Source organism: Jannaschia seosinensis, from assembly GCF_001408515.1.
In the GTDB taxonomy this organism is placed as follows: domain Bacteria; phylum Pseudomonadota; class Alphaproteobacteria; order Rhodobacterales; family Rhodobacteraceae; genus Jannaschia; species Jannaschia seosinensis.
In genome coordinates, this window is the sequence record NZ_CYPR01000048.1 from 1 (window position 1) to 15355 (window position 15355).

The 15355-nt window shown below is 63.4% G+C and carries 14 protein-coding genes; 7 read left to right on the forward strand and 7 right to left on the reverse strand.

Features of this window, described 5'->3' with window-relative positions; translation table 11 throughout:
* The 3 genes from JSE7799_RS04435 to JSE7799_RS04445 form a co-directional block, all read left to right on the forward strand.
* A partial coding sequence (locus tag JSE7799_RS04435) for a transposase (protein ID WP_144431552.1) occupies window positions 1–467 on the forward strand: 467 nt, incomplete at its 5' end.
* Window positions 468–1102: 635 nt separating this feature from the next.
* Complete coding sequence (locus tag JSE7799_RS04440) at window positions 1103–2275, forward strand: RsmB/NOP family class I SAM-dependent RNA methyltransferase (protein WP_055662539.1); 1173 nt, start codon at window positions 1103–1105, stop codon at window positions 2273–2275.
* Between the two features lie 176 nt (window positions 2276–2451).
* Window positions 2452–5208, forward strand: coding sequence for a hybrid sensor histidine kinase/response regulator (locus JSE7799_RS04445; RefSeq protein ID WP_144431553.1), 2757 nt, complete (start codon window positions 2452–2454; stop codon window positions 5206–5208).
* On the opposite strand, the gene JSE7799_RS04450 is transcribed toward JSE7799_RS04445, so the two are convergent.
* On the reverse strand, window positions 5182–5766 hold the full coding sequence (locus JSE7799_RS04450) for a hypothetical protein (protein ID WP_055662541.1): 585 nt from the start codon (window positions 5764–5766) through the stop codon (window positions 5182–5184). The two genes, JSE7799_RS04445 and JSE7799_RS04450, sit on opposite strands and share 27 nt — an antisense overlap.
* A 187-nt stretch (window positions 5767–5953) precedes the next feature.
* On the opposite strand from JSE7799_RS04450, the gene recA reads away from it, so the two are divergent.
* Together recA and alaS are read left to right on the forward strand one after the other, a co-directional pair.
* A complete protein-coding gene (gene recA / locus JSE7799_RS04455; RefSeq protein WP_055662542.1) occupies window positions 5954–7024 on the forward strand; it encodes a recombinase RecA in 1071 nt (356 codons plus the stop codon).
* Between the two features lie 123 nt (window positions 7025–7147).
* Window positions 7148–9796, forward strand: a complete 2649-nt coding sequence (gene alaS / locus JSE7799_RS04460) for an alanine--tRNA ligase (RefSeq protein ID WP_055662543.1) — start codon at window positions 7148–7150, stop codon at window positions 9794–9796.
* Here the strand turns inward: alaS and JSE7799_RS04465 are convergent.
* From JSE7799_RS04465 to JSE7799_RS04475, 3 genes are all read right to left on the reverse strand, one after another.
* Window positions 9793–10125 (reverse strand): DMT family transporter, encoded by a 333-nt coding sequence (locus JSE7799_RS04465; protein ID WP_186201837.1) that lies wholly within the window; start codon window positions 10123–10125, stop codon window positions 9793–9795. The genes alaS and JSE7799_RS04465 overlap by 4 nt on opposite strands.
* Entirely contained in the window at window positions 10122–10766 is a 645-nt protein-coding gene (locus tag JSE7799_RS04470; RefSeq protein WP_055662545.1) for a YitT family protein, read from the reverse strand. Before JSE7799_RS04470 ends, JSE7799_RS04465 begins: the two co-directional genes overlap by 4 nt.
* A 90-nt stretch (window positions 10767–10856) precedes the next feature.
* On the reverse strand, window positions 10857–12086 hold the full coding sequence (locus JSE7799_RS04475) for an NADP-dependent isocitrate dehydrogenase (protein ID WP_055662546.1): 1230 nt from the start codon (window positions 12084–12086) through the stop codon (window positions 10857–10859).
* A 99-nt stretch (window positions 12087–12185) separates the two neighbouring features.
* On the opposite strand from JSE7799_RS04475, the gene JSE7799_RS04480 reads away from it, so the two are divergent.
* The gene (locus tag JSE7799_RS04480; protein ID WP_055662547.1) at window positions 12186–12911 is read left to right on the forward strand and encodes an alpha/beta fold hydrolase; all 726 of its coding nucleotides are present in this window, start codon (window positions 12186–12188) and stop codon (window positions 12909–12911) included.
* Between the two features lie 146 nt (window positions 12912–13057).
* Here the strand turns inward: JSE7799_RS04480 and JSE7799_RS04485 are convergent, their stop codons facing one another.
* From JSE7799_RS04485 to JSE7799_RS20900, 3 genes are all read right to left on the reverse strand, one after another.
* Window positions 13058–13645 (reverse strand): EF-hand domain-containing protein, encoded by a 588-nt coding sequence (locus JSE7799_RS04485; protein ID WP_055662548.1) that lies wholly within the window; start codon window positions 13643–13645, stop codon window positions 13058–13060.
* Between the two features lie 136 nt (window positions 13646–13781).
* On the reverse strand, window positions 13782–14354 hold the full coding sequence (locus JSE7799_RS04490; RefSeq protein WP_055662549.1) for an HD domain-containing protein: 573 nt from the start codon (window positions 14352–14354) through the stop codon (window positions 13782–13784).
* Window positions 14355–14358: 4 nt separating this feature from the next.
* Window positions 14359–14622 carry a hypothetical protein gene (locus JSE7799_RS20900; RefSeq protein WP_055662550.1) on the reverse strand — a complete coding sequence of 88 codons (264 nt, stop codon included), beginning with the start codon at window positions 14620–14622 and terminating at the stop codon, window positions 14359–14361.
* 127 nt (window positions 14623–14749) lie between these two features.
* On the opposite strand from JSE7799_RS20900, the gene JSE7799_RS04500 reads away from it, so the two are divergent.
* On the forward strand, window positions 14750–15355 hold a 606-nt coding region (locus JSE7799_RS04500; RefSeq protein ID WP_370736642.1), incomplete at its 3' end, for a transposase.

Here is a 15355-nt window from a genome sequence, read left to right on the forward strand (position 1 = left end):
ACGCAGCCCGCTCGTGGTCGAAACCCCGCCGCGTCATCGCCCGCGTCGAGGTTGGTCCCATGGGGCAGGACACCCGCTACATCGTCACCAACCTCGAGGGCGGCCGCGGCAAGCACCTTTACGAGAAGCTCTATTCCGCCCGGGGCCAGGCCGAGAACCACATCAAGGCGTGGAAGGCCCACCTCGCAGCAGACCGGACGTCGTGCTCGGAAGCCAACGCCAGCCAGATGCGCCTGATGCTGCACGGCTGCGCCTACTGGGTCTGGTGGAAGCTTCGCGCGGCTTGCCCAAAACGTTCACCATGGCGCCGCGCCCAGTTCGACACGCTGCGGCTGCATCTCGTCAGACTGGCCGCCACCATCGTCGAAAAGAAGACCCGGATCATCGTGACCCTGCCGGCATCGTGTCCCCGAAAGGGACTTCTCCTCCTTCTCTTCGACGCCCTCGCCCCACCGAAAACAGCCTGACGCATGCGCCCCGACAAACCCAGAAACATCAACCCGTATCGCCCAAGACCCAAGTCACCGGCCGGCCTGCCAACCGGACGCAAACACCGGGTGCGCGCAAGAAAACCGAGACCGGGGAAACCATCCCACGGAGCACAAGTCCGCAGCTTCATGAATTATGCGGGTTAGGCCAGTTCAGGGTCGGCTATCAGGAAGCCGCTGCAAAGCGCCGGCCAGCTTTTCACCAATCGACAGTCTCGAACGCTGCTTTATGCTTCGTCACGAGCTCCCGTAACCCGATCTTGGCGTATAGATCGCGGGGAGGCAGCCGCGGACCATTTCCGCGGGTTTTGGGACTCGAGCAAAGGTGTAGCACCGACTCTCAACCTTAAATTGAGCGAAAAGTCCTCCGTGCCGGCTCATCAAGTGAGCTCGCGAGTCATTAAGCGCCGTGGACGTTTCCGCAACGGAGCGATGGCCTTTCCTCCAGTGGTCGGTGAGCGTAAACTCTTGATTGATGAGCCGGTTAAGCGTGGAGAAGAGAACATCATTATTTTCAATGGGCTTCATGAAAAGGCGCACAGAGCCACGACTGACACAATTTTTGAAGGATGGAACATTATCCCTCATCGGCAATATGTTGCAAGGCGACGTTCATGACTCCGGGCGCGCGCGTACAGGCCGCGATCGAGGTCCTTGACCGCGTTCTCGGGAGCGAAGCATCGGCGGAGCGCGAGCTGCTGGCTTGGGCGCGCGGGAGTCGGTTTGCGGGTTCGAAAGACCGGGCGGCCGTCCGCGATCACGTGTTCGACGCCTTGCGTCGGCTACGCTCCTCGGCGTGGGTGGCGGGGCAGGGCGATGTTGCGCCGGAGGCGATGGCGGCGCCGGGCGTGATGGCCGGCTTGCTGGCGGGGCGGGGGCTGGATCCTGCCACGCTGTTCACCGGGGAAGGATACGCGCCGGAGCCGATCACGCTGCCAAAGGTGGCCGAGCCGCCGCGCGCCGTGGCCTTGGACGTGCCGGATTGGCTGCTGCCGCGCTTCTCGGCTTCTCTCGGTGATCGGACGGAGGCGGTGCTGGATGCCATGCGCGACCGAGCACCGATCAATTTACGTGTGAATCTCGCGCGGGCGGATCGCTATGTAGTGCAGGCTGCGCTTGCAGAGGCGGGTGTCACGGCTGAGGAGATCCCAGATTTTCCCACAGCGCTTCGTGTGGCGGGGGCGCCGCGGGGTCTTTCGCGTCTCGCGGTGTTCGAGGACGGCATCTGCGAGCTTCAGGACGCAGGTGCACAAGGGTTGGTCGACCGCTTGCCGCTGTTGCCTGGAGAGCGGGTGCTGGATCTTTGCGCGGGCGGTGGGGGTAAGACGCTGGCCATGGCCGGGCGGGGAGCCGGGCCGCTCTTTGTCCACGACGCCGCGCCGGAGCGGATGCGCGACCTGCCGGTCCGTGCGGAGCGGGCCGGTGTGGTCGTGACGCCGGTCGAGGATCCCGAGGCAGAGGCACCCTTCGACGGTGTAGTTGTAGACGTGCCCTGCAGTGGGTCGGGAAGCTGGCGGCGCACGCCCGAAGCCAAATGGCGGCTGACGCCGGAGCGGTTGTCCGAACTCATCGCGACGCAAGACGCGATCTTGGCGCGCGCGGCGCGACTTGTGTGTCCGGGCGGATGGATCGGCTACATGACGTGCTCGGTGCTTGACGAGGAAAACGGCGATCTGGTCGAGGCCGCCTGCGCCGCAATCGGGGGACTGGCCGTCGAGACGACCTGGTCCACCGCGCCGGATAAAGGGACTGATGGCTTTTATCTCAGCGTGTTGCGGCGGGGGTGAATCGATCTCTTCGAAACGGGTCATTAATGCCGCGTTAAGGTTTGTGGCAGATAGTTTCGCGCAAAGCTTTCGGCCGAAGGGCCGCGACCTGAGTTTCCGAGGAGAACAAGTTGAGCGCGACGCATTTTCTGCTTCGGCGGCTTCGTACCGGAACCTCGGTCTTCCTGATCGTGGCCTTGGGCGCGCTCGCTGCTTCCTTCTTCACCCGAATGGGTCCTTCGCGTGATCTTCTCCTCGTCTCTGCCGTTGCGCTTGGCACGATCGTCTTGGCGCTGAGCGTCGCGGCCAGCTTGGTGCGCGGACTGGCGCGGCGTCGGCTGAGAACCGTGATGGGGTTTCTCGAGCATGACAGTGCGCCTGCATTCTGCACCGACGAGGATGGCGCGTTGTTTTTCCAGAACGTTGCCGCAATCGACCGGTTCGGGCGGATGGACGGTGCGACGATGACCCGCGCGCTGGAGCCGCTATTCGCCAACCCGGATTCCGTTGTGCACCGGTTGCGGTCCGCCGCGACCGGACGCGCGAATGCAGAAGGGACGGCGCGCGAGGACGTCGTCACGCGTCGCGGTCACGTTCGTGTGGCGGTCCACCGTGTTCCTGGCGGCTTTCTGTGGCGACTTGAGGATCTTGTCGACCGGCCGTCCCGCGCCCCCGATGGTGTCGGCTTGCCTGCGCTGACGTTCGGACCGTCCGGGGTGATCCTCTACATGAACGAAGCGCTTCGTGGACTGGCCGGCCGCCGAGCGAAGCGTCTGCGCGACCTGTTCGAAACACTGCCGCTTGAAAACGGAACGCTGAACTACCTCATCTCCGAAAGCGGGATGCAGCCGGTGCGCGTCGCCGTATCGGAACCGGTCAACGGGCGTCAGGAACTGTTCCTTTTGCCCGCAGTGGCCGAAAGCCACGACAATGATGTTCTCGACGGTCTTCCGGTCGCGCTGCTGCGGCTGGACGGGTCGGGGCACATCATATTTGCAAATCGACATGCCCGCGAATTGCTGCCCGAAATCGGAGAAGAGACACGGCTTGCCGCTATCGTCGAAGGACTTGGCCGAAGCGTAAAGGACTGGATCTGCGAGGCCACGTCCGGGCGTGGTCTCCACAGGGCCGAAGTCGTGCGCGTTGCCGGTATCAAGGGTGAAACGTACCTGCAGATCACGCTCGGCCGTCCGCTTACCGGCGACGAGGGTGGTCTTATCGCGGTGCTCAATGACGCGACTGAACTCAAGACCATGGAGGCGCAGTTCGTCCAGAGCCAGAAGATGCAGGCTATCGGCCAGCTTGCCGGCGGCGTGGCGCATGACTTCAACAATCTTCTGACAGCGATATCCGGGCACTGCGACTTGCTGCTGCTGCGTCATGCGGCGGGCGACCCGGATCACGCCGACCTCAACCAGATCACGCAGAACGCGAACCGCGCTGCGGCACTTGTGGGGCAGCTCCTCGCCTTCTCCCGGAAGCAGACTCTGGAGATGAAGCCCGTTGATCTCCGTGACACACTTGGCGACCTGACGCATCTGCTCAACCGACTTGTCGGGGAGCGCATCTCCTTGCGGCTGGAGCATGATCCGGCCCTGATTCCGATCCGCGGCGACCGTCGGCAACTCGAGCAGGTGCTGATGAACCTCGTAGTCAATGCGCGCGACGCCATGCCTGATGGCGGGGAGATCCTCATCGAGACCCGGTGCCGCTACCTTGATGTCGCGCTGGAGCGGGACCGCGTCACCGTCCCGCCTGGCCAGTATGTGGTGATCAGTGTGCAGGATCACGGGACGGGCATTGCCAGAGAGGATCTCGCGCGAATCTTCGAGCCCTTCTTCACGACAAAGCGCCCGGGCGAGGGGACGGGGCTTGGTCTGTCGATGGCCTATGGCATCGTGAAGCAGTCGGGCGGTTATATTTTTGCGGACAGCGAGGTCGGCAAAGGAACGAACTTCAGCCTGTTTTTCACTGCGGCCGAGGCTGGCTTGAACATGTCCGGTCGAGCCGCTGGTAGACCCCCGATTCCTCTGTTGCTCGAACGAGTCGTGCCCGAGGCGCTTCAGGCCTTTGCAACGGAGTCCGTAACGGAGCGGGACGCGGGCGTGGCGGCGATTGACAGCGCTCCGCCGACCGGCGCGAACAAACAGGCGTGCGATGTTGGAGCCGAACACCAGAATGCGCAGGCGCCGACTCTGCTCCACGCTGGCAACTGGCATGAGAAGGTTGGTGAAGGCGCCTCCATCGGAGACAGTGCTATCCAGCAGGAAGCCGAGGTTGACCCGATCATTTCGGGTATGCTTGGCGGGATGTCCGTTCCAGCGACGTCGCGAGCCTCCCTGAATGATGATCTTCTCGAAGATGAAGTTTCCAACCTGTTTGCCGACGAAGAACAAAAGGGTGCTTTAGAATCGGGTGAGGATGCCTCGGATGATAGGTTGGAGACGTCCACCGAAGCTAATCTGAAAGACGGCTCCGAAAGCGCCGGAACTTCGGGCGCTGAGATGTCTGATGATCGTCCTTCCAATGCTGAGCCCGTACGGCCGGTGGTTCTTCTCGTGGAGGATGAGGCACCGGTCCGTGCTTTTGCCTCGCGCGCTTTGCAGTTGCGCGGCTATGACGTTGTGGAGGCCGAGAGCGCGGAAGTTGCCCTCGACAGGCTGGCGGATCCGGCCCTGAGGGTGGACCTGTTCGTGACCGACGTGATGATGCCCGGGCTCGACGGTCCAACGTGGGTGCGCAAGGCGCTTATCGACCGCCCTGAGGTCCGGACGGTCTTCATCTCCGGCTACACGCAAGACGCAATGTCCGAGACGAGCGCGCCCGTGCCGAATGCGGTGTTTTTGCCCAAGCCGTTCTCGCTTGCTGACCTTACGCAGACCGTGGAGCGGGCCCTTGCTATGCGGTCTGAAAGCAGTGGTTCTCCGTCACCCGTTGCAGAGCGAACACCATAGATCGAAGTCTCGGCGCCGTTCGTGCAATAGCCGATCATGCAAGGCGTCGGACAATAATGCGTCGCGCGCTGGCGAGACGTTCTTCTCCGAAAGTTCAATTTTCCGGTCGAGGCGCGTCTCCAGGAAGGCCACCAGATCGGGAAAGCGATCATAGCGGAAGAGATGATCGACCCCACCCTCCAGGAACTTTGCCTGCGAACCGACGCGTGCATAGTCGGGGGGGGCGTCGGAAAGATATGCTGCGACGAAAGCGTCAAAATCCACCCGCGCGGTCGAATTCGCTTGGCCATCAAGTGCCGTGCGTGCGCGGTAGCGGAACCAGCTCGCCAGCCAATCTATCGGCTCGCGCATCACCGCAACCAACTCCATCGGACGTTGTCCATCCCGCTCGAAAAACGGGGCAAGCCGGTTGCGGTATTTGCGTACGCTGCAGTGCTTCAGGCCCGGTGGGTTTACAACGGCGACGTCGGCAACCGGAGCCAGTTCCGCCTCAAGCGCGGTGCTGCCGGTTTTTGGCACGGCGAGCAGGACGAGCTTTTGCTTCCAGAAAATAAGCAACCGGCCTCCGCATCCTTACGTCGCCGTGACGACGGTAACGCTTCCTTAATCGAGCAGGTCGATGGTGGAAAGAAAGCCACGGGGCTTGCAAATGTTCTCACTTAGTTCCATTTGGCTTAACGGAACAAGACAAGAACATAAACCATCGTTGCTGCCTGCGCGGCAGCATGCAACAAGGGTTGAGAATATGGCAACGGCGAACCTACTCGACATGGGCGACAAGAAAAGCGCGGACAAGCAGAAGGCTCTCGACAGCGCATTGGCGCAGATCGAGCGGCAATTCGGCAAGGGCTCCATCATGAAGCTCGGCGGGGACAACCCGCTGCCGGAAATCGAGTCCACTTCGACCGGCTCCCTCGGGCTCGACATCGCGCTCGGAATCGGCGGATTGCCGAAGGGGCGGATCATCGAAATCTACGGTCCCGAAAGCTCGGGCAAGACGACATTGACATTGCATGTCGTTGCCGAGGAACAGAAAAAAGGCGGTGTCTGCGCATTTGTCGACGCGGAGCATGCGCTTGATCCTCAGTACGCGCGCAAGCTGGGCGTCGATCTTGATGAGCTTCTCATTTCGCAGCCCGATACGGGCGAGCAGGCTCTGGAGATTACCGACACGCTGGTGCGGTCGGGCGCCGTCAACTTGGTGGTGGTCGATTCGGTTGCTGCGCTTACGCCGAAATCGGAACTTGAAGGCGACATGGGCGACAGTTCCGTGGGCGTCCATGCTCGCCTAATGAGCCAGGCGATGCGCAAGCTGACAGGCTCAATCGCGCGGTCGAAGTGCATGGTTATCTTCATCAATCAGATCCGGATGAAGATCGGCGTGATGTTCGGCTCTCCCGAGACGACGACCGGCGGCAATGCGCTGAAATTCTACTCCTCCGTCCGTCTCGACATTCGACGCATCGGGTCGATCAAGGATCGTGACGAGGTGGTAGGCAATGCCACGCGCGTGAAGGTCGTCAAGAACAAGGTGGCGCCGCCGTTCAAGCAGGTCGAATTCGACATCATGTATGGCGAAGGCATCTCCAAGATGGGCGAGCTTCTTGATCTCGGGGTGAAAGCCGGCGTTGTCGACAAATCGGGTGCCTGGTTCTCCTATGGGGACGAGCGTATCGGGCAGGGGCGCGAGAACTCGAAGCAGTTCCTGCGCGACAACCCGAACGTGGCGCTGGAGATCGAAGACAAGATACGTGCGGCGCATGGGCTCGATTTCATGATGTCCGCGGGTGACAAGGACGAGATATTCGACGAGTAGCATACCGCCGCGCGCGGTGATGAACCGAAGATGCGTCAGGGGCGGTCCGCAAGGGCGGCCCCTTTCGCTTGTCCGACGGACGGGCCGGCGATAGAGAGGCGCTCGCAGCAAACAGGGATGACCATGGCCAGTCTGAACGATATCCGCTCGACGTTTCTCGACTACTTTGCGCGGAACGGACACGCCAAGGTCGACAGCTCGCCGCTTGTGCCGCGCAACGACCCGACGCTCATGTTCACCAATTCGGGCATGGTTCAGTTCAAGAATGTCTTTACCGGCGTTGAAACTCGCGATTACGACCGCGCAACGACTAGTCAGAAATGCGTGCGCGCGGGCGGCAAGCACAATGACCTCGACAATGTCGGCTATACCGCCCGGCACCACACGTTTTTCGAGATGCTCGGAAACTTCAGCTTTGGCGACTATTTTAAAGCAGACGCTATCCCCTTCGCGTGGGAATTGCTGACGAAAGAATTCGGCATCGACGCCAAACGCCTTCTGGTGACGATCTACCACACCGACGACGAGGCGGCGCAGATCTGGAAGAAGGTCGCGGGCCTGTCCGACGAGCGGATTATCCGCATCGCCTCTGATGACAATTTCTGGCGCATGGGACCGACCGGTCCCTGCGGGCCCTGCACCGAAATTTTCTTTGACCACGGCGAAGGCATCCCCGGCGGTCCTCCGGGCAGCCCGGATGAGGACGGTGACCGTTTCATCGAGATCTGGAACCTCGTCTTCATGCAAAACGAGCAGTTCGAGGATGGCACGATGCGTCCGCTCGACATGCAGTCGATCGATACCGGCATGGGGCTGGAGCGGATCGGCGCATTGCTGCAGGGCAAGCACGACAATTACGACACCGACCTGATGCGCGCGCTGATCGAGGCGTCGGCGCAGGTCACCTCGACCGAGCCCAATGGGCCGCAGAACGTGCATCACCGGGTGATTGCGGATCATTTGCGCTCGACGTCGTTCCTGATTGCGGACGGCGTGATGCCGTCGAACGAGGGGCGGGGCTATGTGCTGCGCCGGATCATGCGCCGGGCAATGCGGCACGCGCATCAGGCGGGTGCAACGGACCCCGTGATGCACCGGCTGGTTCCCGCGCTCGTGCGGCAGATGGGCGGCCATTATCCGGAACTGGTCCGGGCCGAAGCGCTGGTCACCGAGACGCTGCGCGGTGAAGAGGAGCGCTTTCGCACCACGCTCGACCGCGGGCTGAAGCTTCTGGAGGACGAGGTGTCCCGGGTGCCGGATGGCGGCACGCTCGGCGGAGAGGCCGCGTTCAAACTGTACGACACCTATGGTTTCCCGCTCGACCTGACGCAGGACGCCTTGCGGGAGCGCGGCTTGGGCGTCGATGTCACCGGGTTCGACGCGGCCATGGCGGAGCAGAAGGCCCGCGCACGGGCGGCTTGGGCCGGGTCGGGCGAGCAGGCGGATACCGCGATCTGGTTCGATCTGGCGGAGGATTACGGGCCGACGGAATTCCTCGGCTACGACACCGAGCAGGCCGAAGGGCAGATCCGCGCCCTTGTCCGGGACGGCGCCGCGATCGAGCGGGCCGAGGCGGGCGAAGAAGTGAGCGTCGTCGTCAACCAGACCCCGTTCTACGCCGAGGCGGGGGGGCAGGTTGGCGATACAGGCATGCTGCGGACGGAGAATGGCCGCGCGCGCATCACCGATACGCGTAAATCCGCGGGCGTTTTCATCCACTCCGCCAAGGTGGAGGAGGGTTCCATTGTGGCGGGCGAGGCGGCGGAGCTTGTTGTCGATCACGACCGCCGCATGGCGATCCGCGCGAACCATTCGGCGACGCACCTGCTGCATGAGGCGCTGCGTGCGGCACTTGGCGATCACGTGTCGCAACGGGGTTCGCTCAACGCGCCCGGCCGCCTGCGTTTCGACTTCAGTCACGGCACGGCGGTCTCGGCCGAGGATCTCGCCCGGATCGAGGCGGAGGTGAACGGCTACATCCGGCAGAACCAGCCTGTCGCCACGCGGATCATGTCGCCCGACGACGCGCGCTCTCTCGGGGCGCAGGCGCTGTTCGGCGAGAAGTATGGCGACGAGGTTCGGGTCGTTTCGATGGGCGCCAAGGACGGATCTGGCAAGGGCGCCGACGGGCAAACCTATTCGATCGAGTTGTGCGGCGGCACGCATGTCGGCCGCACGGGCGAAATCGGAGCCTTCGTCGCGCTCGGGGACCAGGCGTCGAGCGCGGGCGTCCGGCGGATCGAGGCGCTGACCGGACAAGCGGCGCTCGACCACCTGCTGGCGCAGGACCGGCGGGTCTCGGATCTCGCCAACCTGTTCAAGGCCCAGCCCGAGGAAGTGCCCGCTCGCGTCAAGTCCCTGATGGACGAGCGGCGCAGCCTGCAGAACGAGATTGCGCAGCTTCGGCGCGAGATGGCCATGGGCGCCGGAGCGGAAGCGGCGGAAATCAACGGGATCCAAGCCGTCCTACAGGTGATTTCCGGCGTGTCGGGCAAGGATCTCGGCCCGATGATCGATGCGCAGAAGCAGGCGCTCGGCTCGGGAGTGATTGTCCTGATCGCGGATACCGGGGCCAAGCCCGCGGTCGCGGCCGGGGTGACCAAGGATCTGGCGGATCGCGTCTCGGCGGTCGATCTGGTCAAGGCGGCGGTCGAAGCGCTCGGCGGGCGCGGCGGCGGCGGTCGGCCGGAGATGGCGCAGGGCGGCGGCGCGGACATCGCTCAGGCGGATGCCGCGCTCGCGGCGGTGCGTGAGGTAATCGCGCGGGCCTAGTGGCCCGTCGTGTTCGAGAAAAGCTGCATGATCACGATGCCGCCGACGATCAGGATCATTCCGACGATCGCGGCGGCGTCGAGCCTCTGTCCGAAGGCGACCCATCCGATCGTGGCGATCAGGACGATCCCGAGCCCCGACCAGATGGCGTAGGCAACGCCCACCGGAATCGTCCGCAGCACGAGCGACAGCAGGAACAACGCCACCGCGAAGCAGGCGAGCGTCAGGACCGACGGCCAAAGTCGAGTGAACCCCGCCGACGCCTTGAGCGCGGTGGTGCCGACCGTCTCGAAGGCGATCGCGAGGACAAGCCAGAGCCAGGGCATCAGCGGCCGATATAGCGGTCGCGGCGGTGGTTCACCGCGATGATCAGGTTGACGACCACCGCCCCCAGAAGCGATGCCGCCACCAGCCGCGCGTCGAGCAGGATGAACGCCACGAGGAAGAGGAGCGCATCGAAGCCGAGTTGGACCCAGCCGGCCCGGATGCCGAAGCTTTCCTGCATCCAGAGGGCGAGGATGCCGACCCCGCCCAGCGACGCGCCATGCCGGAAGATCACGATCAGCCCCATGCCGATTACCGCTCCCGAAAGGACGGATGCGACCCAAGGGTCCAGTTGCTCGAAGGACAAAGCGTGCGGCAGGAGGGCCGTCAGGACCGAGACCATCGTCACGGCCATCACCGTCTTGGCGACGAACCGTGGCCCCATCCGGACCCAGCCGAGAACGTAAAACGGCAGGTTCAGGATGAAGAACCAGACCGCGAAGGACAGGCCGGTCGTGTAGGAGAGAAGAACGCCCAATCCCGCCGTCTGGCCGGTGACGAGACCCGCCGCCGTCAGGAACTGCACCCCGAGCGCGCAAAGAAGCGTGCCAAGAAGAAGCGCCTGCGCGTCCTCCAGCGGGGTGTGGGCCAATGGCGCGGGCCGGTGCGGCTCACGACTGTCTGCGGAGGGTTTGGATCGGGCCATCTTCACGCCGCGGCCAGATGCGCCGCCCTGCTGTCGTATTTTTGTAAATCAGGTGCGGTGCGGGGGCCGTCCCCCGCACCAATCGGCCCATCAGGAACGGGCCCGTCTGGATCGGAGCGCCTTTTGCAGGTTCTCGTCGATCTTCTCGAGGAAGCCCATTGTGGTCAGCCACTTCTGGTCCGGACCGACGAGCAGGGCGAGGTCCTTGGTCATGTGACCGGATTCCACCGTGTCGACGATTACCTTCTCCAGCGTCTCGGCGAAGGTCATCAGCTGCGCGTTGTCGTCGAGCTTGGCGCGGTGCTTCAGGCCGCCGGTCCAGGCGAAGATCGACGCGATGGAGTTGGTCGACGTCTCCTTGCCGGCCTGGTGCTGGCGGTAATGGCGGGTGACGGTTCCGTGCGCCGCCTCGGCCTCGACGATCTTGCCGTCGGGCGTCATCAATTGCGACGTCATCAGGCCCAGCGAGCCGAAGCCCTGCGCCACCGTGTCGGACTGCACGTCGCCGTCGTAGTTCTTGCACGCCCAGACATAGCCGCCCGACCACTTCATCGCCGAGGCGACCATGTCGTCGATCAGACGGTGCTCGTAATGAATGCCGGCCTTCTCGAACTGGTCCTTGAACTCCGTGTCGTAGATCCGCTGGAAGATCAGCATGAACTGACCATCATATTGCTTCATGATGGTGTTCTTGGTGGACAGATAGACCGGATAGCCGCGCTTGAGGCCGTAATTGAACGATGCGCGGGCGAAATCCTCGATCGACTTGTCGAGGTTGTACATCGACATGAACACGCCGGAGGAGGGGGCGTCGAACACCTCGTGCTCCTCCTCGTAGCCGTCCTCGCCCACGAACTTCATCGTCAGCTTGCCCGGCCCGGGGAACTTCATGTCGGTGGCGCGGTACTGGTCGCCGAAGGCGTGGCGGCCGATGACGATGGGCTTGGTCCAGCCCGGCACGAGGCGCGGCACGTTCGAGCAGATGATCGGCTCGCGGAACACGACGCCGCCGAGGATGTTGCGAATCGTGCCGTTGGGGCTGCGCCACATCTTCTTGAGGCCGAACTCCTCCACGCGCCCCTCGTCGGGGGTGATCGTTGCGCATTTCACGCCGACGCCGATCTCCTTGATCTTGTTGGCCGCGTCCACGGTGATCTGGTCGTTCGTCTCGTCGCGCGCCTCGATGCCGAGGTCGTAGTAGAGCAGATCGATGTCCAGATACGGCAGGATCAGCTTGTCCTTGATGAACTGCCAGATGATCCGGGTCATCTCGTCGCCGTCGAGCTCGACGACTGGGTTCTCCACCTTGATCTTCGCCATTTGGGCCTCCGCTGGGATGTGTCGCGGGCCGGATAGCGCATCGCGTCCGCGGGGGCTAGGCTGCGTGCGACGGTATACCATCGCGGAAGGGAAGCGAAGATGGCGACATATGTTCTGGTCCACGGCGCGTGGCATGACGGAAGCTTGCTGGCCGACGTGGCGGGGCATCTTCGCGGTGATGGGTGGGACGTTCATACGCCCACCGTCCGCGGGAACGGCGCGGACGCAGAGCCCGGCGTGGGCCTTGAAGAAGCGATCGGGTCGATCGCCGATTATCTGGCCGGACATGACCTGAGCGACGTGGTGCTGGCGGGGCATTCGCATGGCGGCATGATCATCTCGGGCGTCTACGACCGGATGCCCGATCGCGTGAAGCGGCTGGTCTACTGGAACGCGTTCGTTCCGCATGACGGCGAGAGCCTGATCGACCTCGTGCCGGCGCATATGGGCGCGATCTTCAGGAAACGCGCCGAGGCGTCGGAGGACATGCGCTTCAGCCCGACCTATCCCGTCTGGCGCGATGTGTTTTTCAACGATGGCGACGGTGCGGCGGCGCAGGCGGCTTATGACAGGCTCTGCCCGCAGCCCTACGCGACGTTTGCCGACAAGATCGCGCTCAAGACGCCGCCGGCCGCGTGGAAAGTGGGTAAATCCTACATCAATTCGCTCATGGATACGGCCATGCCCCATTCGACGGGCTGGCACCCGAACATGTCGGAGCGGCTGGGCATGTTCCGCCTGATCCAGATGATGGGCGGGCACGAGACCTGTTTCACCGATCCGGAGGGGACGGCGCGCGCGCTCCACATGGCAGGGCGCGACTGACCAATCCCCCAACGCATCTCGGTTTGCGCGATCGCCGGAACGCCCCGGACTGGTCCGGCGGAAAACTTCGCTCCCGGAGACCTGAACGCCATAACGCCCGCCCCGGTGAGGGGGCGGGCGCTTCCGTTCCGTGTGTATTTACGGGATCAGATGTCGTCGTTGTAGACGTCGCCCACGGACTCGATCTCGGCTTCGATGTCGTCACCATCGAACCAGCCCTCGAAGAAGCCTTCCTCTTCGATGGAGATGACCATGTCCTCGTTCCTGTCGGCCGCTTCGTAGAGGCCCGTCGTGTACTCGTCCTGGTCGAGCATCTCGTCGGCGTTGACGTCCATCTCGTCGTAGTATGGCGTGTAGGTATCGCCGTAATAGCCGCCGAACTCATCTTGGGTGATCGTGCCGGACGCGTCGGCGTCATAGGTGTCGAACATGGAGGCGTCGTAGGCCTGCCCGCTCATGCCCATGTCGCGATCGTAGCCGGTCTCAAACTCATCGCGCGAGATTTCGAGATCCCGGTCGGTATCGTAGCTGCGATAGAGGCCGGTCGCGTATTCGGACCGGTCGATCATCATGTTGTCGTCGCGGTCGACGGCGTCGTAATATCCGGTCGACTGAAAGCCTTCGTCGAAGGTGGTCCGGTCGAGGTCGGTGCCGTAATCCGCGCCGAACATCTGGGCCGAGGCGGCGGTCGCCAGAAGGGCGGCGGCGGCTGTGGTGGTGAAGAACATTTTCATGTCGAATCTCCGTTTTGCAGGTTCGGGGACGCATCGCTGCGCCAGCCGTGTGGTGCGATGCAATTGCACCGCTGGCCAAGGAACGTGCGCCACTCCCCGAAGTTCCGATGACCTCGGGGAACAGGAGAAATCCCGCTCAGAGGCCGAAGAACGCCGCGATGCGGGGCGACAGCCATGCCCAGAGGGCGGGCGCGCCGCGCTCGATCCGGGTGCCGACGCGGGCACGGACCTGCGCCTCGCTCACGTCGTACTCCGTCCATGATCCGCCGCCATTGGCGAGGTTCAGGTTCGGCGGCTGAAACCTGTCGAGTGCCCTGGCAAAGCGGGCATCGCGCGTCTGGCCCGCCTCGAATTCGTCCCAGAGCGCACGGAACGCGGCCCCTTGCGACGCGGGCAGCAGCCCGAAGATGCGATCCGCCGCCGCCGCCTCATCGGCCTCCTGCGTGGCGGATGCGATGCCGTGGATCGGCGTGTCACCGGCATATACCTCGACCAGATCGTGCAGGATCAGCATCCGGATCACCCGGTCTATCGAGACTTCGTCGGGCGCGTGATCGGCCAGCGTGAGCGCAAAGAGCGTCAGGTGCCAGGAATGCTCCGCCGAGTTCTCGACCCGCGACCCGTCGGCAAGACGCGTGGCACGCTGCACGGATTTGAGGCGGTCCGCCTCCATGAGGAAAGCCATCTGCGCATCGAGATCGATGTTCACGGGATCACTCCGCCGACCCGGCCGTATTCGCGTCGCCCGCAAGCACGCCGCCCGCCTCAAGGTCGGCCACGCGCTTCTTGAGCATCCGGTCCGCCCGCAACGCGGCGCGCTGGATCCGGACGGAGGTGATGAACGCCTCCTGCAGCGTCTGGGACGAGTCGCCGAGCGTCTGGGCCATGATCGCGATGATATCCTCGTCGCCCGTCTTTTCGACATGCGCGATCACACGGGCGGCAAGCTTGTTCGCAGGGTCTTCGGCAAGGGGCATGCGTGTTCCGATTGATTTTAAAGTGAGGAAAGCTCGGCGGACACACCCGGCCACACTACACGACACAGTGCTGGCTGAGGGCGGCTGGATGGATTCAACTGGACGACTCCGACCAAGGAAACGTCCGATGCTTCACCACGCCATCTCCGCCCTCACGAATATCCTGCGTCCAGATCTCGACTTGAGCAAGAGCCGTCTGGAGACGCTTTGCATGATCGTCATCGGCATGGTCAGCGCGCGCAGCGTGAACCTCAGCCATCTTGCCTGCGAACGACCGGGATCGGCCCTGACCTCGTCGACATACCGTCGGTTGCAACGCTTCTTCCAGCACGTCCATCTCGACGAGGACTGGTCGCTCCCGCTTCTGGTCCGGCTGTTGGGCCTGAACAAATCGTGGCTGCTCGCGCTCGACCGCACCAACTGGCAGATCGGCAAGACCGAGGTGAACTTTCTCGTGCTCGCAGTCGTCACCCGTCGTTTCCGCGTCCCCCTGGTCTGGAGCCTGATCGAAGGCCGCGGGTGTTCCGACACCGACATGCGCATCGCCCTGATGGAGCGATATCTCGCGAATTTTCCCGCGACGACCATCCGTCTGCTGCTTGCCGATCGTGAGTTTGTCGGCGCAGGCTGGATGGAATTTCTTGGTAAAAACAATATCCCCTTTGCTATCCGCGTAAGGGAAAATCTTCGCATTACGACCGAGGACGGTCACGACCTTACCTTGCGCGCAAGG